At 49.4% G+C, this 21,245-nt stretch carries 21 protein-coding genes and 1 pseudogene; 15 read left to right on the top strand and 7 right to left on the bottom strand.

What is annotated here, in order from left to right; genetic code table 11:
* A pseudogene (locus H144_RS34845) lies at nt 1-493 on the bottom strand (transposase); the annotation flags it as partial.
* Between the two features lie 280 nt (nt 494-773).
* On the bottom strand, nt 774-2,111 hold the full coding sequence (tilS, locus tag H144_RS0113720; RefSeq protein ID WP_019942648.1) for a tRNA lysidine(34) synthetase TilS: 1,338 nt from the start codon (nt 2,109-2,111) through the stop codon (nt 774-776).
* A 109-nt stretch (nt 2,112-2,220) separates the two neighbouring features.
* Here tilS and H144_RS0113715 point away from each other — a divergent pair, with 109 nt between their 5' ends.
* From H144_RS0113715 to H144_RS0113665, 11 genes are all read left to right on the top strand, one after another.
* Nucleotides 2,221-3,837, top strand: coding sequence for an OstA-like protein (locus H144_RS0113715; RefSeq protein WP_019942647.1), 1,617 nt, complete (start codon nt 2,221-2,223; stop codon nt 3,835-3,837).
* 168 nt (nt 3,838-4,005) lie between these two features.
* Complete coding sequence (locus H144_RS0113710) at nt 4,006-4,623, top strand: T9SS type A sorting domain-containing protein (RefSeq protein WP_019942646.1); 618 nt, start codon at nt 4,006-4,008, stop codon at nt 4,621-4,623.
* A 75-nt stretch (nt 4,624-4,698) separates the two neighbouring features.
* The gene (locus H144_RS0113705) at nt 4,699-5,622 is read left to right on the top strand and encodes an outer membrane protein assembly factor BamD (RefSeq protein WP_019942645.1); all 924 of its coding nucleotides are present in this window, start codon (nt 4,699-4,701) and stop codon (nt 5,620-5,622) included.
* 46 nt (nt 5,623-5,668) lie between these two features.
* Complete coding sequence (locus H144_RS0113700) at nt 5,669-5,980, top strand: DNA-directed RNA polymerase subunit omega (RefSeq protein WP_019942644.1); 312 nt, start codon at nt 5,669-5,671, stop codon at nt 5,978-5,980.
* A gap of 118 nt (nt 5,981-6,098) precedes the next feature.
* Entirely contained in the window at nt 6,099-7,307 is a 1,209-nt protein-coding gene (gene coaBC / locus H144_RS0113695; RefSeq protein WP_019942643.1) for a bifunctional phosphopantothenoylcysteine decarboxylase/phosphopantothenate--cysteine ligase CoaBC, read from the top strand.
* Entirely contained in the window at nt 7,292-8,218 is a 927-nt protein-coding gene (gene porD / locus H144_RS0113690; protein WP_019942642.1) for a type IX secretion system protein PorD, read from the top strand. Before coaBC ends, porD begins: the two co-directional genes overlap by 16 nt.
* 13 nt (nt 8,219-8,231) lie before the next feature.
* Entirely contained in the window at nt 8,232-8,486 is a 255-nt protein-coding gene (locus tag H144_RS0113685) for a hypothetical protein (protein WP_019942641.1), read from the top strand.
* Nucleotides 8,487-8,614: 128 nt separating this feature from the next.
* The gene (recN, locus tag H144_RS0113680; RefSeq protein ID WP_019942640.1) at nt 8,615-10,270 is read left to right on the top strand and encodes a DNA repair protein RecN; all 1,656 of its coding nucleotides are present in this window, start codon (nt 8,615-8,617) and stop codon (nt 10,268-10,270) included.
* A 31-nt stretch (nt 10,271-10,301) separates the two neighbouring features.
* The gene (locus H144_RS0113675; protein ID WP_019942639.1) at nt 10,302-10,739 is read left to right on the top strand and encodes a hypothetical protein; all 438 of its coding nucleotides are present in this window, start codon (nt 10,302-10,304) and stop codon (nt 10,737-10,739) included.
* 7 nt (nt 10,740-10,746) lie between these two features.
* Nucleotides 10,747-11,409 carry an SCO family protein gene (locus tag H144_RS0113670; RefSeq protein WP_019942638.1) on the top strand — a complete coding sequence of 221 codons (663 nt, stop codon included), beginning with the start codon at nt 10,747-10,749 and terminating at the stop codon, nt 11,407-11,409.
* Complete coding sequence (locus H144_RS0113665; protein ID WP_026350680.1) at nt 11,406-11,837, top strand: c-type cytochrome; 432 nt, start codon at nt 11,406-11,408, stop codon at nt 11,835-11,837. The genes H144_RS0113670 and H144_RS0113665 overlap by 4 nt, the downstream gene beginning before the upstream one ends.
* On the opposite strand, the gene lptC is transcribed toward H144_RS0113665, so the two are convergent.
* Genes lptC through H144_RS0113650 form a run of 3 tightly spaced genes read right to left on the bottom strand, consistent with a single transcriptional unit; the run spans nt 11,834 to nt 14,427 of the window.
* Nucleotides 11,834-12,409, bottom strand: coding sequence for an LPS export ABC transporter periplasmic protein LptC (lptC, locus tag H144_RS0113660; RefSeq protein WP_229207896.1), 576 nt, complete (start codon nt 12,407-12,409; stop codon nt 11,834-11,836). The two genes, H144_RS0113665 and lptC, sit on opposite strands and share 4 nt — an antisense overlap.
* A 13-nt stretch (nt 12,410-12,422) precedes the next feature.
* The gene (gene bamG, locus H144_RS0113655) at nt 12,423-13,721 is read right to left on the bottom strand and encodes a BamG family beta-barrel-assembly machinery protein (RefSeq protein ID WP_510185777.1); all 1,299 of its coding nucleotides are present in this window, start codon (nt 13,719-13,721) and stop codon (nt 12,423-12,425) included.
* Nucleotides 13,705-14,427, bottom strand: coding sequence for a type III pantothenate kinase (locus H144_RS0113650; protein WP_019942634.1), 723 nt, complete (start codon nt 14,425-14,427; stop codon nt 13,705-13,707). The genes bamG and H144_RS0113650 overlap by 17 nt, the downstream gene beginning before the upstream one ends.
* 494 nt (nt 14,428-14,921) lie before the next feature.
* Between H144_RS0113650 and rho the strand changes: the two genes are divergently transcribed.
* The 3 genes from rho (at nt 14,922) to H144_RS0113630 (ending at nt 17,702) form a co-directional block, all read left to right on the top strand.
* Nucleotides 14,922-16,706 (top strand): transcription termination factor Rho, encoded by a 1,785-nt coding sequence (rho, locus tag H144_RS0113640; RefSeq protein ID WP_026350679.1) that lies wholly within the window; start codon nt 14,922-14,924, stop codon nt 16,704-16,706.
* Nucleotides 16,707-16,833: 127 nt separating this feature from the next.
* Nucleotides 16,834-17,187 carry a hypothetical protein gene (locus H144_RS0113635; protein ID WP_019942631.1) on the top strand — a complete coding sequence of 118 codons (354 nt, stop codon included), beginning with the start codon at nt 16,834-16,836 and terminating at the stop codon, nt 17,185-17,187.
* Nucleotides 17,184-17,702 carry a helix-hairpin-helix domain-containing protein gene (locus tag H144_RS0113630; RefSeq protein ID WP_019942630.1) on the top strand — a complete coding sequence of 173 codons (519 nt, stop codon included), beginning with the start codon at nt 17,184-17,186 and terminating at the stop codon, nt 17,700-17,702. The genes H144_RS0113635 and H144_RS0113630 overlap by 4 nt, the downstream gene beginning before the upstream one ends.
* Before the next feature lie 46 nt (nt 17,703-17,748).
* Here H144_RS0113630 and htpG read toward each other — a convergent pair whose 3' ends face one another.
* Entirely contained in the window at nt 17,749-19,578 is a 1,830-nt protein-coding gene (htpG, locus tag H144_RS0113625; RefSeq protein WP_019942629.1) for a molecular chaperone HtpG, read from the bottom strand.
* A gap of 242 nt (nt 19,579-19,820) precedes the next feature.
* On the opposite strand from htpG, the gene H144_RS0113620 reads away from it, so the two are divergent.
* Complete coding sequence (locus H144_RS0113620; RefSeq protein WP_019942628.1) at nt 19,821-20,372, top strand: hypothetical protein; 552 nt, start codon at nt 19,821-19,823, stop codon at nt 20,370-20,372.
* Between the two features lie 69 nt (nt 20,373-20,441).
* On the opposite strand, the gene H144_RS0113615 is transcribed toward H144_RS0113620, so the two are convergent.
* Nucleotides 20,442-21,143 (bottom strand): MCP four helix bundle domain-containing protein, encoded by a 702-nt coding sequence (locus H144_RS0113615; protein ID WP_019942627.1) that lies wholly within the window; start codon nt 21,141-21,143, stop codon nt 20,442-20,444.
* Nucleotides 21,144-21,245 lie beyond the last annotated feature (102 nt).

Here is a 21,245-nt window from a genome sequence, read left to right as displayed (position 1 = left end):
TGGCGGGCCACTTGTCACCGAAGCCTTCTCTTTTCAACAGCACAAAAATCCTTCGAAACCCGTATCGAACCCTGGCATTTGCGATCTCTTTGATGCGCATCGTCAGCAAGGTGTCGTCACGACGATGAGATTTATAATAGTACATTGCCCGAACCAACTTAACACAGCGGCAAGCCCTTTGAATTGAGACGCGATAATTCGAAATGAGCCAATTGGCCATTTCCTTTTTGTAAGCAGGCCTCACAGCTTTTTTTTAATGACGTCCTGAAGCATCTGCTTGTCCAGACTCAGATCCGCTACAAGTTTCTTCAACTGAGCGTTCTCTTCTTCGAGTTGTCGAAGTTTTCGCAGCTCGGCGACGCCCATGCCGCCGTACTTTTTGCGGTCCGCCGCCGCGGTTCCAGTTAAAAAAGGTGGCTTGGGAAACTCCCAGCTGTCGGCATATCTCCTCGACTCGGGTGCCTGTCTCTGATTGTCGAAGCGCAAATGCTATTTGTGCTTAGGTGAATTTCGCGGACGCCGCGCGGACTTTTTCATAGTGACAAATTACAATTTTGACCTGTTTTTCCCACCGAAAATCTCTAGTTTTCAGCTGTCTCGTTTGATGGGGGAAGGTCAGATCCAAATTATCCCATCACTTCAAACAACATGACAAATATCATTTTTCCCACCATTTTTCCTCCCGTTCTTGCACCCGATAGAGCTAACGAGTCTACGTTAGGATAGAAATTCGTGAAATATGGTCAGGTTGTTAATCTGGCCATTTTTGTTTTTCAGCTCAGGTTGCTGAGCGTGATGATTAATATGTCAGCCGTATTTTCGGTGATGCGGAAGCGTTCGTCGGCGCGGATGCCGGCTACCCAAACGATTTCCCCATTTCCGTTCAGCAATATGCCCGTCCGTCCTTTTTCGAAACGGTCTGCCTTCCGGTCGATCAGCAGGTCGCTTACTTTCTTGTGCTTCCCTCCCATTCCGAACGGCTGAAATATATCGCCTTCCTGCCATGTCCTTAATGTGAGCGGGAAGGTGAGCAAACCGGCGTCCACAGCAATGGTAGTGGGTGAAAATGGGGGCGGCTCTGTAAAAGCTGATTTTTGAAATGAAAATTTAGCACCCTGCCATTCGAAAATCCCCTCCTGCTCGTGGATAATCAGCTCGTCGGGCGAAAAAGGCTTGGTACCTTCTTTCAGACTCAAATATTCCCGGTCGATGAGCAGGGTGTGCGTAGGCGAGAGAAATGTTTTGCCCGAAATTCCGCTGAGAGCCGTTACTACTCCGCGCATTTGGCTGTATTGGAAACCATAATTCTGCAAAATGGTCCACAGCCGATAGGCTGGCTCACTTTTATCCCGGATTTCATGGATTGGGATACGAATGATACCCCCATTACTTTCTACGACCCGTGTCTTCCATTCCTGCAAATACACATCCAGCAAAGCATTCGCTGCCCGCAGCCTCTCCGCGGATGCGTTGAATGTAGTTTCCAGCGAAGGATTGAGCTCCGCCAAAACGGGCACGATATGGTGTCGGACCTTGTTTCGGTCATAATCGTCGCTTGCATTGGTAATGTCCTCCCGCCAGTCAATGTGATGGTCCACGGCGTATTGCCCCACCTCCGCGCGGTTCGCGTAAAGCAGCGGGCGGATGAGTCGACCATTCACAGGCGCGATCCCGCACAGCCCGGGCAAGCCGGTACCACGGGCGAGATTAAGCAGTAATGTTTCCAGCGAATCATTGGCATGGTGCGCGGTAGCAACCCATTCATAACCGGATTCTTTCCGGATCTCTTCAAACCATTCATAACGCAAGTCACGTGCTGCCATTTGCGTAGAAACCGACCTGGTTTTTGCGTAACTTTTCACATCCGGCCGGGTTACAAAAAAGGGAAATCCGAACCGTTCCGCAAGCGCCCGGACGAAGGCTTCGTCGCCGTCCGAATCTGCGCCTCTCAAACCAAAATTGCAATGCGCAACGCCCGCCGGAAGTCGCAGATTATGAAACAGATGCAGCATTACCACCGAATCGATGCCGCCGCTCACGGCCAGCAATGTCGGCTGTTGTTTCAGGTCCGGCGTATGTTGGTTAATAAAAGTTAAAAACGAATCCAGCATGAACCTGCGAAGCGTATTTGATGTACTTTTGGGTAAACGAGAATGGATTTACCTCTTCCCCGATGGGTGCGGGACAGGAACCGATCAAAGGTAAGAGAAAGAAAGCAACATGAAGAAAAAAAATAGTGCGGGAAACTGCAACCCTTTTAAACTTTTCGGCGTCATCAATATCGAAAGGAATATATTACAACTGTCGTTCTTTGCCTTACTGATTTTTTCGCCTTATCTGTTCGCACAGAAAGCATTAGCCCAAACGCCTGCACAGAATGAGGACCTGGTCGAGATCCTGAAATCGGACGAGCTGGAAATTATCAATCAGCCCGGCGACGATTCGCGGCGCGTGACAAACGGCGTTTTCAAACACAAAGGCGCGCTTTTGTACAGTAACCTCGCCATCCAGCATATTAATACCAACATGATCGAGGCATTCGGTAATGTCAGGATCGTTCAGGGAGACACTGTGACGGTGACGGGCGATACGCTGCATTATTACGGCAACACCCGCCTGGCGATTGTGAGCGGTAGGAAAACGGTCTTGAAAGACACAAAAAAAACGCTTACCACGCGCAAAATCGAGTACGATATGGCCAACGGCATTGCCTATTACAAGCAGCCCGGCCGTACGGTCGACGAAGAAAATGTACTGACCAGCAAGGAGGGCTTTTACAATACAGCCACCAAGGAATTTACCTATTACAAAAGTGTCAAACTGGTCAACAAAAAGTACACGCTCACAACCGACACTTTGCTTTATAACTCGATCACGAAATGGTCCTATTTTAATGGAAAGACCAAAATTGTGAACAAGGACGGCACAGTGGCCGGGACCAAAGGGCAGTATAACACGGAATCAACGCAGTCGTCATTTCATACACGCACGACGGTTGACAACGAGACATATACGCTTACGGCGGACTCGCTGGTCGTGGATGGCAAAACCAACGACGGCAAAGGGAAAGGGAACGTCATTATCATAGCCAAAAAGGACAGGACAATCCTGAATGGCGATGAAGGATATTATTGGAAAACAAAGGGTTACTCGAAAATATTCGGGCATGCCTACGTCCGAAATGTCGTATCCGAAGACACCATGTACATCCGCGCCGACACGCTCTACTCGTTCGAGAACACGCGCGACAGTACACGGAAATTGATCGGAGACCGGAATGTATTCATTTACAAATCCGATTTTCAGGGAAAATGTGATTCGATCACGTACAACACGGCCGATTCCATTATCCGCTTTTTCCGCAAACCGATCCTCTGGAGCGACCAGCATTACCAGATGGAAGCCGATTCGATCACCGCGTTTCTCGTGAGCAACGAATTGAACCGGATGCTGCTCAAAGGCAAGTCTTTTGTCATTACGGAGGACACGCTCGTCAGGCAGTTTAACCAGGTGAAGGGACGGACGATCAACGCCTATTTTCAGGCTGGGAATAAGTTAAAACAAGTCCTGGTCGACGGCAACGGGGAAAGTGCCTACTATGCGGTAGATGATAAGCAGAAAAATATCGGTCTGAACAGGGTCGAATGCGGGCGGATGAACCTGCTATTTGAAGATAACCGGGTCCAGCGCATTGCATTCATCGGCAAACCCGACGGCAAGCTGATCCCGCCGTCGAAAATAAAACCTGCGGAGCGGCAACTGGACGGTTTCAACTGGCGTATCAAGGAGAAACCGACGAAAGAACAGGCAACCTGGAAGGAAAATAAAAATTTGTGACAAAATGGTACCCGCCGCTGGCTGTCGGCACGATTTTTTACCATACAAAAATAAAGTTACCCGTTCGCACAATATGTTTTGAATATACAATTATTTCTCTATATTTTTGTAGCGTACTTTTCAGCTAAAAACACATAACGCATTAGTCAAAAGTATCCGATTGCAGCTATGAAAAGAACTATACGTTTAATATATATCACGTTAGCCTTAGCCCTGAGCTTTCAGGGTTTACAGGCCCAAAGCGTCTCTGGGGGCAGCCGTCTGAACATCGCCGGCAAGAAGAAAGCCCCCGCAGCCCAGAACATCAAATTTTCGAACTTTTCGAGTGGCATCAACTACAAGCCGCTGACTTTGCAAAATCCAAAAGCGCTGAATAGTTTCTACACTTCGTTCCTCTTCTCATCCGCAAACGCAGCCGACAATAATGCGCTGACCGTGGAAGTTTCAGAAAAAGGCAGTGAGAGAAAGTCACCGGCGCTGGAAGCACAGATCAAGGCGGAAGAACTGCTGTTCGTAAATGACAAAATTTCAGTATCGAACGTCTATCCGAACCCTGCCAGCGAATATGCGGAGATCGATTTCGCGATTTCATCGGGTTTGCGGGATGCGAAACTGACGTTTTACAATGTACTGGGATCACAAATTCAGGAATTTACACTCAACAAAGCCGACCGCAAACTGCGCGTCAATACCAGGGACATGGCTACCGGCCTTTACTTCTATCAGCTATCGGTCGACGGCAAAAAGGTTGCAACCAAGAAAATGCTCGTTCGCCATCAGCAATAGGCTAACTTTTAACACTATATCAGCTACGCATTCGTTAGGGATGATGTAGCTTTTTTTATTACCTTTGCAGCTAATATGCGAAAAAACAGTCCGGCAAGCTATTTCTTGCTTTTCATTGCAATCCTTGTTGTTACTTCCTGCAGTAAGTTCTCCAAGTTACAGAAGACGGGTACAGATCAGCAGAAATACGATGCTGCCATGGCCTACTATAAAAAGGCGGATTATTACAGAGCAGGACTGTTGTTTGAGGAGTTGATTCCGTTGTTGAAAGGAAGCACCGAGTCGGAGTTGGCGCAATTCTATTACGCCTATACGCAATATCATCAGGCTCAGTATAATACCAGCCAGTTCCTGTTTAAGAAATTCTACGACACCTACGCCCGCAGTGATTATGCGCAGGAGTCGTTGTATATGCACGCGTTTTCACTGTATAAGGATTCTTCGCCGTACAACCTCGATCAGACGAGTACGTTTACGGCCATTTCCGCCATGCAGGATTTCATCAACACCTATCCCGATAGCCCGTTCCGCGAGGAATGTACCCGGTACATTCTCGAATTGCGGTCGAAGCTGGAAAAGAAGGCATACGAGCGTGCACGGCTTTACCACAAGATCAGCGATTTCAACCCGATGTCGCTTAAATCGGCGGTTATTTCCATTGAAAATTTCCGGAAAGATTTCCCGGATTCGCAATACAACGAAGAGCTGGCTTTCCTCAAAGTGGAATCGCAGTATAACCTGGCAGCCAACAGTTTCAGCGACAAGCAGAAAGAACGTTTCCAGGATGTTGTGAAGTTCTATCAGGAGCTGGTAGATAAATACCCGACCGGCAAGTATAACCGCGATGCCGAGAAGATGTACGACGACAGCCAGAAGCAAATCGACGTAATCGCGAAAGCGGAAGCCGAAAGACAGAAATTGAAAGTAGCACAACCCGACCCGGCCACCAAACCGGCAAAGGTTACTACACCCGCCGTTAGTGCTCCCAACGGGCAGTAAGGCATATTTTACATTGTTTTAAGAATTTAAACTATATCAGACCAATATGGCAACGAATCCATCGATCATTACCCGTGATACAGACAAGATAGCGGCGGTAACAGGTAACCTGTATGAATCCGTGTCTGTCATTTCAAAAAGGGCACGCCAGATTTCCAGCAAAATGAAGGAAGAGCTCAACAACAAGCTCGCCGAATTTGCCTCGGGCGTTGATAACCTCGAAGAAGTGTTCGAAAACAGAGAGCAAATTGAGATTTCGAAGTTTTACGAGCGTATGCCGAAAGCAGGAAGCATTGCCATCGACGAGTTCATCGAAGGCAAAACCTACCACAGCTACCGCGAAGCAAGCGAAGAATAATATTGCAGTAATTCAAAAAGCCCGCCATGAATAGCACATTTATGGCGGGCTTTTTATTTTCCTCTGTAAATTTACACACCTTGAACCGGCCCTAGGGCCATATTGAAAGACCTGCACATTGAATCTGAAAGGCAAAAAAATACTGCTGGGCGTATCGGGAAGCATTGCCGCTTACAAATCGGCATTGCTGGTACGATTGCTGGTAAAAGCGCAAGCGGAAGTGAAGGTGGTCATGACCGAATCGGCGACGGAGTTTATTACGCCGCTAACCCTCTCCACCCTATCCAAAAACCCGGTGCTTACGTCATTTACCAAAAATGAAGCGGGTGAATGGAACAACCACGTAGAGCTGGGCATCTGGGCTGATCTGATGGTGGTCGCTCCTGCCACCGCCAAAACGCTCTCCAAATGTGCCAGTGGCCATTGCGACGACCTGCTGACGGCCGTTTACCTTTCGGCACGCTGCCCGGTCTTTTTCGCCCCGGCGATGGATGTAGACATGTTCCGGCATCCGTCTACCCGGCGAAATATTGAAATGCTCACCGCTTACGGCAACCATTTCATCTCTCCGGAACACGGCGAATTGGCCAGCGGACTCATCGGCGACGGTCGACTGGCCGAGCCGGAGAACATCGTACAAATACTGAATGCATATGTGAGCAATCGCCCGATAGCAGCCGCGAAACGCGTTTTGATCACAGCCGGCCCCACCGTCGAGCCGATCGATCCGGTGCGGTTTATCAGCAACCGGTCTTCCGGTAAAATGGGTTACGCCATCGCCGAAGCATTTGCAGATGCAGGCGCTCTCGTGACGCTCGTGAGCGGGCCTACGCAACTGAGAACCTTGCACCCGAATATCACCACGATTCACATCGAAACAGCCGCGCAGATGTTCGATGCGACCCAAGCACATTTCGAAAGCCACGACGTCGTTATTTTTGCGGCAGCCGTAGCCGACTATACGCCACGCCACGTCGCTGAGCAGAAAATCAAAAAGCAGGGAGAGAGCATGTCGCTGGATCTTGCCAAAACGACAGACATTGCCGGAACGCTGGGCCAGTTGAAAAAACCGGGGCAGCTTGCGATCGGTTTTGCGCTGGAAACGGAAAACGAGCTGGGGCACGCACTGGACAAACTCACGCGCAAGAACTTTGATTATATTGTTTTAAATTCACTGAACGATCCCGGCGCCGGTTTTGCACACGATACCAACAAAATAACCGTTATTGACAAGGAGCAACACGTGCAGCAGTTCGACCTCAAATCCAAAGAGGCTGTCGCGCAGGACATTCTCAATATCGTACTAGCCAAATGGAGCGAAGCATAAAATCATTGATCCTCACCTTCACGCTGCTCCTGGCGGCGCTCGGGCACCCCGCGCTCGCGCAGGAATTTCAGTTCACGGTCAACCTCAATTACGAGCAGTTGGTAGCGCAGCAAAAAACCGACCCGCAGTCGATGAACCAGCTGCAAACTTACATGAACGATTTTCTCAATAATACCCGCTGGACTAACGATCAGTTTAATAAGGAGGAGAAAATCAAATGCAAGCTGAATGTGAACCTGACGCGCTCGTTGAGCCAGGGGAATTACGAGGGCAACGCGCAGCTAGTCGTTTCGCGGCCAGTGTACAACTCTACTTACGAGACCGTGCTCTTTACTTATGTAGATAAAAACTTCACATTCAACTATTTGCCGACTACGCAGCTGTATTTCAACGAAAACAGCTATACCGAGGAGCTCCCTTACATTCTGGCATTTTACGCCAACATCGCTTTGGCATTCGACTACGACTCGTTCAGCAAAATGGGCGGCTCGCCATACGTGCAAAAAGCATTTAACCTTGTGAACCTCGCGAGAAACTCGTCACCTAACAAACGCGGCTGGGACTCGAACGGAGATTCCAAAAACCGGTACTGGCTGATCGAGAACCTCCAGAGCCAGCAGTTTACGCCATTCCGCGAAGGTTTGTATAAGTATTACCGCCAGGGCCTGGACGTGGCGACGCAAAATCCGGCCGAGGCGCGTTCGAAAGTGCTGGAATTTCTCACGACTGTGAAAGAAGTGAATCAGCTGCGTCCGGCAAGCGTGGTCATCAACTCGTTCTTCGACGCGAAATCGGATGAATTATACAAAATTATGATCGAAGGGCTGCCGGAGCAACGGGCGCAGGCCTACTCCTTGCTGGTTGGCCTCGACCCTTCGAAAACTCAACTCTACCAGCGGCTGTCGATGTAAGCCTTTCATTATAATGAGTAAAAGATTAATCCGGGTACTGCCACACGAAATACGCGACAACCAGTCCGAGTTACAAAAACACGTTATCAATGCCGTGCTATCGAACGGAAACACGCTATTCGGCCGCCTGCAAGCTGCGGATAACACCGGCATTGTGCTGAAAGACACCCGCGACCACCTGCATCAGATCGCGCTTTCGGAGCTCTATGAACTGGTGTACGACGACGCCAGGGGCATTGTACCGAAGAGCCGGCACCCAACGATTTAAATCGGGTTACTGCCGGCCGCATTTTCTAATTGGCAAGATCATAGCTATATTCGTACCGGAGACAATCTTGATTTCCTTCATCACAGGCAGGTTGCTACATCTCCGGCTATCTGCTGCCTGAATTAGATATGCTTTCTAATTTATTGATCAAAAACTACGCGCTGATAAAGCACCTGGAAATGTCGCCCGATCCCGGTCTGAACATTATCACGGGCGAAACGGGAGCCGGAAAATCCATTATGCTCGGCGCGATCGGGCTGCTGCTGGGAAACCGGGCGGATGCCAAGTCACTTTATGATAGCAGCGAAAAGTGCGTCATCGAAGGCACATTCAACCTCGCCGGTTACGATCTGGCGCCCAACTTCGAAGATGAAAACCTGGATTTCTCGGACGAATGCATTGTGCGGCGTGAAATATCGGCGGCAGGTAAGTCCCGTGCATTCATCAACGACACGCCCGTCAACCTGGAAACGTTACGCAAAATAGGCATGCAGTTGCTGGACATTCACTCCCAGCACGATTCCATATTGCTCGGTAACAACGAGTTTCAGCTGCGCGTGGTAGATTCGTATGCCGAAAATGCCGATCTGCTGAAAAAGTACCAATCCGACTTCAATGCCTATCGTGAAGCCGTAAAAGCATCCGAAGAACTTAAAAATAGGGCACACCAGCTCCGCAAGGAATTCGATTACGACCAGTTTCTTTTCCAGGAACTGAATAATGCGGGCTTGAAAGCCGACGAGCAGGAAAAACTCGAACAGGAGCTGACCATTCTCGAAAATGCCGTCGAGATCAAGGAACGACTGCAATTGGCGCATGCCTACCTCGATAATCCGGAGAATTCGGTACTTGACTTACTGAAAAACGCCGTTGGTTCACTCACACAGGCTTCCCGGCTTGTAAACGACTACGACGTGCTGCGCCAGCGGGCACAGAGCGCGTTGATCGAGCTACGCGATTTGGCAGAAGAAATCGATCAGGTGAATGGCAATGTGGAACTCGATTCCGCACGGACGGAAGTGGTACAGGAGCGGTTGGACCTGATTTATTCATTGTTGAAAAAACACCAGGTACCGGCCGTGGAGCAGCTTCTGGCGATCGAAGAAGCGCTGCAGGGCAAGCTGAGCATTGTCATGAACCTGGACGAAGACCTGGCAGCGGCCGAAAAAAAGGTTACCCAAACAATGGAGAAGATGCTCGCCGGCGCGAAATCACTCTCGGATCGCCGCAAAAAGGTGACCAAAGCCATTGAAAAACTCATTCTCGACCGGCTGTTTGAACTGGGCATCCCGAATGCATCGCTGAGTATCCAGATCGCCGAAACGTCCCCCTCGCCTACCGGAATCGATTCGGTGACTTTTCTATTCAGTGGAAATAAGGGCATTGTGCCGCAAGAATTGAAATTAGTTGCCTCCGGCGGGGAATTTTCCCGGCTCATGATGGTTATTAAGTATATACTGGCCGACAAACGTAAACTGCCGACCATCATTTTTGACGAAATCGATACGGGTGTATCCGGTGAAATCGCGAAGAAAATGGGCAAAATGATGCAGAATATGGCTCATAATCACCAGATCATCGCCATTACCCATTTGCACCAGATCGCCAGCAGCGGCGACGCGCACTATTTTGTTTATAAAGATCACTCGTCGGATAAAACCGTGAGCAGGATCAAGAAACTGACCATTGACGAACGCGTACAGGAAATTGCGCAGATGATTGGCGGGCATAATCCGTCGGAAGCTGTCCTGCACAATGCGCGTGAGATGATCCTGCGGGAGTAATCGCACGCAAACCCATTTAACTCAACTCATTATGAAAAACCTCATCCTCCTATCGATTATCGCAACGCTTTTCTACGCTTGTGGAACGGATAAAGACCAGGAAAAAATCGCCGGCCTCGAAACCGAGGTTCTCGCCATTCACGACGAAGTAATGCCCAGGCAGGAAGATATCGTAGGCCTGAAATCGCAATTGGCTAAGAAAATCCAGGGTATAGATAGCCTGCAAAATGTAGGCGTGAGCAGCAATACAATGGCAGAACAACGGATCAAAGCCGTTGACCTGAACCAGAAACTGATCGACGCGGACAAGCTCATGATGGATTGGATGCATCAATACCGCGGCGATTCTGCCAAAAAGCTCGATCCCAAGCTATCCATTACTTACTTCGAAAAGGAGAAGGAGCGGATTTTGCTGGTAAAACAGGCCACCCTCAAATCCATTCAGGAGGCCAAAACTTTTTTAGAATAACCTGTTTATGAACTCAAAATTCAAATCTATTCTTTTCAACTCCCTATTTGTTTCCACTTGCCTCGCAGCGGTAACCGGCTGCGGCGATTCAGAGAAGAAACTGCCTATTCTGGGAGAGCGTGACTGGGTGAAGAAGACCGTGGACGGAAAAGAAGTCGTTGACACCATTTATAATAAGATCCCGAAATTCGCATTCGTGAACCAATACGGTGATACGATTACGGAGAAAATCGTCGAGAACAAGATTTACGTAACCGACTTTTTCTTCACCACCTGCCCTACCATTTGCCCTGTCATGAAAAAGCAAATGGTCAAAGTGTATGAGGCTTACAAAGGCAATCCCGATGTAATGATCCTCTCCCACTCCATTGATCCTGAACATGACACGCCTCAGGTATTGAATAAATTCGCCAAAGATCTCGGCGTGGAAGGCCAGCAATGGCAGTTCCTGACCGGCGACAAATCGCGGATTTACGAAATCGGGCAGAATAACTATATGTCCACCGCTAAGGAGGATACTACCGTGCAGGGCGGCTACATTCACAGCGGCGCATTCATCCTGGTCGACAAGGAGAAGCACGTGCGCGGCATGTACGACGGCACCACCGAGGAAGGAACAAAAAAGTTGCTCAACGACATGGAGCGGCTGCTGGCCGAGTACAAGAAATGAAAGCGGTAATCTCTCGCACGGGCGCCGGAATGGCCGCATTGCTGTTGCTGGGCCTGGCTTCCTGCCAGAGTTCGGAAGAGCTGAAAACCGAGCAGTATTTTGTGACGGGTCAGCAGCTGTACATGACGCATTGCGCCAACTGTCACCAAATGGAAGGAAAAGGGATGGGTAACCTCTACCCGCCCATCGCCGGCTCGTCGATCATAGCGGATAAGGCCCGAGTCGCCTGTATTGTCCAGTACGGGATGAGCGATACCATTATGGTGAATGGCAAGCCGTTCAGCCGGCCGATGCCGCCGAACCCCAAATTGACCGAGATTGAGATCGCGGAAATCGTGAGCTTTGTATCAATGAAATGGGGGAAAGACAGCGTTTACACACCCATTGAATTCGTGCACCAGGCTTTGGCTTCATGCAAACCCGATTAAGGCCCTGTAAACTTGTAAATACCGGTCGCCTTCCTGAATTTAATGCGGGAGAAATCCTGCTCTGCGTCCATACCGATCGCATTGGTAATTTCGGAAGTAACGGTATTTTTAACTGATAATGCCTTGTCGGTAAACACCTTGCGCGTTCCGGGGCTCCAACTAAGTTCGGAGGTAGTGAGTATTTCCCGCGTTTCCGATTTGATCACTCGCACATTTCCCTTTACAATGTAGACGTCCGCATTACGGTCGTAACGCCCCGAATCGGAGCGTAACGTAGTGACCACCGTTCCCAGTGAATCGAAGAAACTGATATTGACTGAGTCCGGAAAAACGCGGCTTTCGTTTTGGTAGGTCAGTGATTTTGGGGTTTTGACATAAACCTTCATATTCCCCTGCTCACTGTATTTGACCACCAGATCATTGACGATTTCCAGCGGGCCGTTGTAAACAGCGCCTATTTTGTCCTTTTTGGACTCACAAGCGACAAATAGCAACGAAAAAAGTACAAGTACACAAAAAGGAGATAGTGAACTATCTCCTTTGAACAGGAATTTATGAATACGCTGCTTCATGGCAAAACTGCGTTTAGTCAATGCGTCTCTTCTCAAACCATCTTTCCAACAGGGTAATGCCGACCACCATGCGTCCGTAACGTTCGCGGATTGCGCCGCCTGAGTTTGTACCTCTCTGCCCGCCTACCAGCGCCACAGATAGGAAGTTGGCATAGCCGCGACCCATCGGGAATGTAAAGCCGAGGCTGACGTTGGTATCATTAATCTTGGTCGTGCCTACCGTGTAAGGCGTGTTACCCGTGCTGAAACCAAGGCGATAGCGCACGATGCTGAAATAGTTCAATGACGTAAATTTCGGAAGGTATTCGGCGCCGATGTGAATACGGTTCACGTCTCTCAGGCTTTCGTTCACATTGCCGAAGCCGCGGTACTGCGACCACGTCTGGTGGCTGAAATCGGCCGATAGAGTCAGTTTAAACGGCCATTCGAGGCTCGCTCCGACCTGGTATTGTTCAGGCACTTTCATGGAACCGCCGAGGTTGTTTTCCAGCGTATCCGGCGCGGCAACGGGGAAAGAGCCTTGCGTCAATTCGAATGACGTGGTTTTGGTGGCATTCAACGAAGTGCTGAAACTATACGCACCTCCGATGTTCAGGTTCAGTTTGTTCTCTTTTTTCAGTGGAATGCGAACGGCACCACCGGCACGGAATGCGACATCGGAATAGGTGTTGCGCTCATTGAGACTCACCAGGTAATCGGATTGAATACCGTTGACCGAAAGTGATACATCGGACGACCGGCGTACGTTGCCGAAGAAGTAGCTGCTTTCGAGCCCCAGGCTCACATAGCGCCCGATTTGAAACGAATTCACGACAGAGGCCTTGTTGACCCCGCCCTTGCCTGCCACGGTATACTCGGCAATGCCCGGGGAGCCTGCAACCGGCCGCGTGAAGGTATTTTCGTAATCGATGAAGCTGTATGGTTTGAGGTTCGCGCCGATCACCCACCGCGGCGTCACCGGGAAGGAAAGCGACAGGTAAGCGAGGTTACCACCGGCATTTTTCTGGTTGAGGTTACCGGCAGCGATGTTCTTATATTGGCCGATCAAACCGACGTCGAGCGTGGTAAACCGGTTGCGTACCCAAAGGGCCGGGTTGAGATTATTGATCTGAAATCCGCCTCCGGTACTGACGCCGGAGCCTCCCATGGCAGTATTATCGGAATATGCATCCCCGTAAAACTCCCCCATGCCAAGAGATGAATACGGAGAATTGCCCAATCCTTGTGCTTGCAGTTTTGTTGCAAGATTTGTACAACTCGAACCGAGTGCAATGGCAAGCGTGACTATTCCTATTCTACTGTAAAGAGACATTATATGTTAAAATTCTGTTCAATCCTATTAAAACCAGTTCTGGCACCGCAAAGATGGGTGGTTTCAAGTTACTTTCAAAAAAAGCCGCGTCCCCACCGCATAATACTACGCGTAAAGACGGGTATTTGTGACGGTACCGTTCAATAATTCCTTCGATTTCAGCAAGTGTGCCATTCATCACACCGCTTTGCATAGCCTGACGGGTGCTTTTTCCGATTAATTCCGGCTCTTGTTCAGGCTCAAAAAGTGGAAGTCTTTTAGTAAACGTGTGCATTGCATTGAATCGCATCCGCACGCCGGGGGAAATTAATCCGCCCTGAAATACGGCATTGCGGTCGATGAGGTCGTAGGTAATGCAGGTTCCCATATCGATCACAACCAGATCTTCGTCGGGAAAAAGGAAATTGGCGCCCGCTGCTGCTGCAATGCGGTCGGCGCCGAGGGTTTGCGGGGTGTCGTAATCCTTGCCGATCGGAAGCGGGGTGTCAGGTGTGAGACCGATGATCGTTACCGGTTCATTCAATGCATTCTGGAACTCTTCCTGCGTCCTGCCGACGGATGAAAAGAACAGGTATTCCGGCAGTTCCGCCCTGATGTGCCGGATGAGTTCCGGGAATTCCAGGTGCGTCGTATAGCGTATAAGTTTTTCCCCCTCGAACCATCCGATCTTCGAAAAGGTATTCCCCGAATCCACAACAATATTCATAGTCCGGCAAAATTCCGATTTTCCGCTCACAAAAACTAAGGCTTTCCGGAAGTAACAGCCGTAAAGTCAGCAGGATGGTACGTTAGTCCCGAATTTTTTGTCAGTAAAAAGCAATAAATGCCCCATTGGCACGGTTTTTAAGCTAAACATTTGGAAATTAAACCAGATATATTTACTTTCGTCCATCCAAGTCAGTATCGACTTTTAAATCCAAATTACATCTCGCGCTAACATCCTATCTCAACGTTATCGAGATTCAACAATCTGCCGATTTATTGTCAATACTTCCTGTTTGTACCAGTTACAATTTTTCAGATTGATCCATCAAAGTTTTGCAGAGTAAAGTCTTTCGCGCGGACTTTCACAACAAATGCTTATTTAACCTATCAATGACCATCACGTGACCGCAGGGCGCGTTGTCCTGTTTCCATCCAATTATATTCACAATCTTATTGTCCAATTGGTAAAGTGACCCTTTACTTTCCATTTTCTGTATGCCTACAATTGATGATTTAAACATTAAGCTTCTATCAGAGCTACGAGAAATAGCGGGCGCTCTGGGAATACCCGATTTTGCCAAACTTCCCAAAAAAGAACTAGTTAACCGGATTGCGTCCCGGCAGGAAGCACCCGTTGCCGAGCCCGTGGCCGTGGAAGCTCCCGTTGCCGAAGGTTTCGCCGGTGATGGCGAGCCAAAGAAAAAACGAGCCAGAAGGCCTGTCGAGGCTACGCCCGTAGCCGTACCGGTGAATAACAAGGGAGGCAATAACCGCCCTGCCCGTAATAAAAAAGACAACAACCAATCCGCCGCCTCTTCTGCGCCATTGTTCGATAATCCTTTTTCGAAACGTCAGGAAGAGCGCCCGAAAAATATAGATACATCGCTTGAAATCGACGAGGATAATGATACCCTCAACGATCTCGGCCGCGAAGAAATCATCGCCGCCTCCGAACCTGAAACGGAACCCGAAGCAGCAGCGGCAGAAGAAGTGCAGGAGGAAAAACCGGCTGCATTGCCTCAGGAACCGGCAGCGCAGCCGCGTGAGGAACGTCCATTCCGCCAGCCGAACGAAGGCCAGGACAGAAATCAGCAGCCGCAGCCGCAGCGCGAGGACCCTTCTTCCAAGATTAAACGCAACTACAACAATTACGTACGCGAATTCGACGGCCTGATCGTCAACGAAGGTGTGCTGGAAATCATGCAAGACGGCGGCTACGGCTTCCTTCGGTCTGCGGATTACAACTACCTGGCAAGCCCGGACGATATTTACGTGTCGCCTTCGCAGATCAAATTGTTCGGCCTGAAAACGGGCGACACCGTGAAAGGCCAGATCCGTCCGCCGAAAGAAGGAGAAAAATACTTTGCACTCCTGCGTGTGGAGACGGTAAATGGTAAGACAACCGAAGAAATCCGCGACCGTATCCCATTTGAATACCTTACCCCGTTGTTCCCGGACGAATGCCTGCGCCTGAGCTCGCGCCCGGAACAATATTCAACCCGTATTCTCGACCTGTTCGCGCCGATCGGTAAAGGACAGCGCGGGATGATCGTGGCACAGCCCAAAACCGGTAAAACGGTGCTTTTGAAAGAAATCGCCAACGCCATTACCCGCAACCACCCCGAAGTGTTCCTGCTGATCCTCCTGATCGACGAACGCCCGGAAGAGGTAACGGATATGCAGCGGAGCGTACGTGCGGAGGTTATCGCCTCTACGTTCGACGAGCAGGCCGACCGCCACGTGAAAGTAGCGAGCATCGTTTTGGAAAAAGCCAAAAGAATGGTGGAATGCGGTCACGATGTTGTGATTTTGCTCGATTCCATTACGCGTCTGGCGCGTGCGTATAACACGGTCGTTCCGTCGTCCGGTAAAATTCTTTCCGGTGGTGTGGATGCCAATGCATTGCACAAACCGAAACGTTTCTTCGGTGCGGCAAGGAATGTGGAAAACGGCGGCTCACTGACCATTATCGCAACCGCATTGATCGACACCGGTTCTAAAATGGACGAGGTGATCTTCGAAGAATTCAAAGGTACCGGTAACATGGAATTGCAGCTCGACCGCAAACTGTCCAACAAACGCGTATTCCCGGCCATCGATGTCATGGCTTCCGGTACACGCCGCGAGGACCTGCTGCTCGACAAGGAAACGCTCAAAAAAGTATGGATACTCCGCAAGCACATGTCCGATATGAATGCCATGGAATCGATGGATTTCCTGCTCGAACATATGAAAGGGACAAGGAACAACGAAGAGTTCCTGATCTCGATGAACCGATAAATAAGAAAGCCCGGACGACAGCCCGGGCTTTTTTACGTTCATGGCTCCCCTATTGCATCTTGTCCGGCGGAATCCTATCTTTAGGTAAATAAAACACACATTCCCTACCGTCAAACTTCCGTTCCGCATGTTCAATAGTAAGGCACTCTGGTGGACCTTCCTGGGATTTTGGATAGCAGGTTCCATTTATTGGCATGTCTGCAAAATCGAGCAGTACTGCGATATGTTCTTCAATTCACAGGCGCTGCTCCCCGAGCTGCCCGCACAGCATGGGCAGCTGCATTTCACGCTCAAAGACATCGGGTTTCCGGCCTACCATATTCAGCTCACGCATCTGGGGCAGCATACCGTTATGTTGTCCGTCGCATTGGTGCTCGGGTTTGTACTGGGTACTACTTACGAAATCGGGAAGACGAGGGATTTGCGGTACAAACTCAATCGGATCGATCGCGAACTGGACTATTATCAATCCAAACAATGAAACTAGGGCCATTAACCATCGATCTCGACAGCCTCCCGGTGGCGGTAGCGGAAATAGCGCTGCTGCTGATCAGCGCCACCGCGCTCGGTTGGATACTGGCCAAAGTGATTATCAACCGGAGAATCCATAACTTGCAGGAATTAATTGAAGAGAAAAAATACGAACTCGCTCAATACCGGACTTTAACGAACACCACAGTGGATTACCCGATTGCTACCAACGCTTCCAAAACCGTTTACCCCAACATCAGCCCCGATCACGCGCCCGACGACCTCAAAATCATTGAAGGAATCGGACCGAAAATCGAGGAAATACTGAACAATGCAGGCATCCATACCTACGAGCAGCTCATAGAAACACCCGTATTGCGCACGGCAGGCTACCTCAAAAAAGCAGGTCCGCGCTATCAGCTGCACGACCCATCCAGCTGGCCGGAGCAGGCCGCATTGGCCAAACAACAGAAATGGGAAGAACTGGAAAAGTTAAAATTGAAGCTGATTTCAGGAAGGCAATAAAAAAAGCCGCTGTTGAAGCGGCTTTTTTCGTATCTGCAATGCGCTGTTACAGCGTGCTTACCGTGCGCTGGATAAAGCGCGTCAGGTCGTTGCCTGAAAGCAATCCCTGTGAAAGCAATGCGAGATCATACAGCTGTTTCGCGAGCGCCTTTTGGTCGTCTTCACTGTCCGAACCGGCGATTTTGCCGATCAGCGGGTGGTTCGAGTTCAGTGAAACCGTGTACATCAAAGGCATATCGCCGAACATCGAACGCTGGCCCGACGATGCCTGCATGTCCGTCATGCGGCGCATGAACTCGGGGAATGTGATCACTACGGGCAATTCGTCCACCGGCATCGCTTCCACGGTAATGTGGGCCGTTTTGCTTTCCGAAACGCCTTCGAAAACCTTCTTCACCTTCTCCTGATCGTCGGAAGAAAGAATGCTTTCCAGTTTCACTTCTTTCTCAACCAGTTTGTCGAGCGTATCGGCATCCACGCGCTTCACGCTGATCTTTTCCAGCTTCTGCTCCAATGCATTGATGAAGTGCGAATCGATCACGGTGTTCATTACCAGCACGTCATAGCTGCGTTTCTTCGCCGACTGGATAAATGCGTCCTGTTTCTTCTCGTCGGTCGTGTAAAGCCACACGAGCGAATCGTTTTTATCGGTCTGGTTTTCTTTAATGTGCTCGCGGTATTCCTCGAATGTGAAGAATTTGCCCTCGGTGTTTTTCAGCAAACAGAAATCCTTCGCTTTGTCATAGAATTTATCGTCGCTGATAATGCCGTATTTCACGAACAAACCGATGTCATCGAATTTCTTTTCGAATCCTTCACGGTCGTTTTTGAAGATTTCGAGCAGCTTATCAGCCACTTTGCGGGTAATGTAGCCATTGATTTTCTTCACATTACCATCCGCTTGCAGGTAGCTGCGGGATACGTTCAACGGAATGTCCGGCGAGTCGATCACACCGTGAAGCAGTTGCAGGAAGTCGGGAACGATATCCTTGACTTCGTCGGTAATGAATACCTGGCGGCTGTAAAGCTGAATTTTTTCGCGCTGGCCCTGGAAATCGTTGCGTAATTTCGGGAAGTACAGTACGCCCGTCAGGTTGAATGGATAATCCACATTCAAATGGATCCAGAAAAGCGGGTCTTCTCCGAATGGATATAGCTCTTTGTAGAATGCCAGGTAATCCTCGTCCGTCAAATCCGCAGGGCTCTTGGTCCAGATCGGGCTCGGATTGTTGATTACCTTATCTTCAAACTCGATTTCGATCGGCAGGAATTTGCCATATTTTTCCAAAATGCCGCGAAGGCGGTGCTCATCCAGGAATTCTTCCGAATCGGCCGCGATGTGCAGGATAATGTCGGTACCGCGCTCCGCTTTTTCGATCGGGGAAATTTCAAACTCCGTCGAACCGTCGCATTCCCAGCGAACGGCCTCTGCACCTTCCTTGTAGGATTTGGTAATGATTTCTACATTCTCCGCCACCATGTAAGCCGAGTAGAAACCCAGACCAAAGTGACCGATAATGCCCTTATCGCCTTCTCCCTTGTCCTTATATTGCTCTACAAACTCGGTAGCGCCTGAGAATGCGATCTGGTTGATGTATTTCTTGATCTCCTCGGCTGTCATGCCGATACCATTGTCACTGATCGTGATCGTTTTGGCATCCTTATCCAGCTTGACAACCACTTTCAGATCGCCCAGCTCGCCGTTGTATTCGCCATAGGAAGCCAGCTTTTTGATCTTTTGCGACGCGTCTACCGCATTGGAAACTAACTCTCTGAGAAAAATTTCGTGGTCCGAATAAAGGAATTTTTTGATGATCGGAAAGATGTTCTCGGTGTGAATGCTCAAATTCCCTTTTTCCTGAATCACTGATTCCATAGTTGTATGATCGTTTGTTTTATATTGTAATAATGTATTTCCGCTTTGCAATACGCGCCAGAAATATGCGTTCCAATAACAATCAAAACGCCTCCCGGCTGCCACATTGTCAGTACTGCATGAGCACGTGGTACGAACGATCAATCAATTGGTATCTGAAAGGCTTTTTTACTAATATTGCGACCGGTAAACAACTCAACTAAAATCACCAAACCTGTTCTGCTGAACACCAATTTTCTGACATGAATCTGATTAAGAAACTATTTGCAGGAGTCATCTTATTGAGCGGGTTCTCGGCCTGCACCACCATGAACTCCGTTCCCCTCTCGAATTACACCGTATTTACCGAAGATCTCCGTCGCGACCTCGAAGCTGCCAATATTTCCCTCACGAAAGTTCAGTTTTTCAACGACAAGTCGATCAACATCCGCCGTGAGGTGACCGACCCGAACGATATCAAGGTTAACCCGGAAGGCCAGATCACGATGAGCAACGGAAAGAGCATTCAGACGATCAACGTGCTCCCGTTCACACCCGGCGTCGCATTGAGTAGCAGCGACGGTACCATCAACGTTTCGTGGGACGATACCCAGCAGGATACCAAAGGGATGAAATTTAACCTCAGCGGTCAGAATTACTTCCTCGATGTACTCCCGAACAACAAATTCGATTACAAGGAGCGTACATTCGACCTGCAAAGCGGAAACGGCGCCCGACTTTTTGTGAAAAAGGACCTGCTGAAACAAGTGAAGAACCAGCGCGAAACGCTGAAAGGACGTAAGGTGAACCAGTAACTACCCGGCAGCCATTCAAAATAAAAGGTCGGGAAACCCCGACCTTTTATTTTTTGAGCGTTCCTTTTATCAGTTTAGGTTAAAATATTGGCTTTTCTTTCTGTCCGGGCCGGGTTTCTGGATGATCTGCGAGTTGCGGATCAGCACGATCACAACCAGGCCGGTAATAATCGCCAGGGCGATCTGTAAAAACGATATAATGCTGAAACTGGCCACATTCACCTTCGAAGCCCTCATCAGGTCCTTCCCGATCGTCGACTGAATACCTGCCAGCTCGTTCAGGTTCAAAATCGTGCTCTCAAACGTGGCCGCTCCCGGCGCCGAAAACATCTCCCGGGCATCTCCTGCCAAGCCATTCGCGCACAATGCGAGCACGTGGCCTTCCAGCCGCGCATACTGGGCCGTCTGACTTTTAAATGCATGTAAACTTTTCGCCTCCTGGTCCACCAGGTACGTCTTTTCAAATGAATGGATCAGCGAATCGATGCTGCGGTCGTACGCCTGCAACTGCGCCTTCACGCGTGCGGGCGATTCCCGCTTTTCGGAAAAAAGGTACGTTTCGAGCGACAGACGCTTCCGGTACAGGTTTTCGGTCAGGTACAGGATTGTCGTCGCAGGGACGAGCCGGTCCTTGTAAATGGATGAGAAGCATTGATCGATGTCCTGCACATTGTACCGCGACAGCATCGTACCGCCAATGATCAACACCATGATCCCTCCCAACAAAAACGCAGCTTTCAACTTCTGCTGAATAACAAACGACCACTTCATGGCAACGATCTCACCGGTTGAAAATTAACTTTCCCAATGTATCAATGTATTTACAAAATACAAAAATATCTTTCTATATTAACGAAAATCTGTGCGTGGTAA

Source organism: Dyadobacter beijingensis DSM 21582, from assembly GCF_000382205.1.
GTDB classification, from domain to species: domain Bacteria; phylum Bacteroidota; class Bacteroidia; order Cytophagales; family Spirosomataceae; genus Dyadobacter; species Dyadobacter beijingensis.
Note: the sequence above shows the minus strand (reverse complement) of the source record. Positions and strands in the feature narration are given on the sequence as shown.

What these genes read in the sequence shown, in the direction of transcription:
- tilS (WP_019942648.1), bottom strand. Translation starts at nt 2,111, where the DNA reads ATGCTGGATTCGTTTTTAACTTTTATTAACCAACATACGCCGGACCTG.
- H144_RS0113715 (WP_019942647.1), top strand. Translation starts at nt 2,221, where the DNA reads ATGAAGAAAAAAAATAGTGCGGGAAACTGCAACCCTTTTAAACTTTTC.
- H144_RS0113710 (WP_019942646.1), top strand. Translation starts at nt 4,006, where the DNA reads ATGAAAAGAACTATACGTTTAATATATATCACGTTAGCCTTAGCCCTG.
- H144_RS0113705 (WP_019942645.1), top strand. Translation starts at nt 4,699, where the DNA reads ATGCGAAAAAACAGTCCGGCAAGCTATTTCTTGCTTTTCATTGCAATC.
- H144_RS0113700 (WP_019942644.1), top strand. Translation starts at nt 5,669, where the DNA reads ATGGCAACGAATCCATCGATCATTACCCGTGATACAGACAAGATAGCG.
- porD (WP_019942642.1), top strand. Translation starts at nt 7,292, where the DNA reads ATGGAGCGAAGCATAAAATCATTGATCCTCACCTTCACGCTGCTCCTG.
- H144_RS0113685 (WP_019942641.1), top strand. Translation starts at nt 8,232, where the DNA reads ATGAGTAAAAGATTAATCCGGGTACTGCCACACGAAATACGCGACAAC.
- recN (WP_019942640.1), top strand. Translation starts at nt 8,615, where the DNA reads ATGCTTTCTAATTTATTGATCAAAAACTACGCGCTGATAAAGCACCTG.
- H144_RS0113675 (WP_019942639.1), top strand. Translation starts at nt 10,302, where the DNA reads ATGAAAAACCTCATCCTCCTATCGATTATCGCAACGCTTTTCTACGCT.
- H144_RS0113670 (WP_019942638.1), top strand. Translation starts at nt 10,747, where the DNA reads ATGAACTCAAAATTCAAATCTATTCTTTTCAACTCCCTATTTGTTTCC.
- H144_RS0113665 (WP_026350680.1), top strand. Translation starts at nt 11,406, where the DNA reads ATGAAAGCGGTAATCTCTCGCACGGGCGCCGGAATGGCCGCATTGCTG.
- lptC (WP_229207896.1), bottom strand. Translation starts at nt 12,409, where the DNA reads ATGAAGCAGCGTATTCATAAATTCCTGTTCAAAGGAGATAGTTCACTA.
- bamG (WP_510185777.1), bottom strand. Translation starts at nt 13,721, where the DNA reads ATGTCTCTTTACAGTAGAATAGGAATAGTCACGCTTGCCATTGCACTC.
- H144_RS0113650 (WP_019942634.1), bottom strand. Translation starts at nt 14,427, where the DNA reads ATGAATATTGTTGTGGATTCGGGGAATACCTTTTCGAAGATCGGATGG.
- rho (WP_026350679.1), top strand. Translation starts at nt 14,922, where the DNA reads ATGCCTACAATTGATGATTTAAACATTAAGCTTCTATCAGAGCTACGA.
- H144_RS0113635 (WP_019942631.1), top strand. Translation starts at nt 16,834, where the DNA reads ATGTTCAATAGTAAGGCACTCTGGTGGACCTTCCTGGGATTTTGGATA.
- H144_RS0113630 (WP_019942630.1), top strand. Translation starts at nt 17,184, where the DNA reads ATGAAACTAGGGCCATTAACCATCGATCTCGACAGCCTCCCGGTGGCG.
- htpG (WP_019942629.1), bottom strand. Translation starts at nt 19,578, where the DNA reads ATGGAATCAGTGATTCAGGAAAAAGGGAATTTGAGCATTCACACCGAG.
- H144_RS0113620 (WP_019942628.1), top strand. Translation starts at nt 19,821, where the DNA reads ATGAATCTGATTAAGAAACTATTTGCAGGAGTCATCTTATTGAGCGGG.
- H144_RS0113615 (WP_019942627.1), bottom strand. Translation starts at nt 21,143, where the DNA reads ATGAAGTGGTCGTTTGTTATTCAGCAGAAGTTGAAAGCTGCGTTTTTG.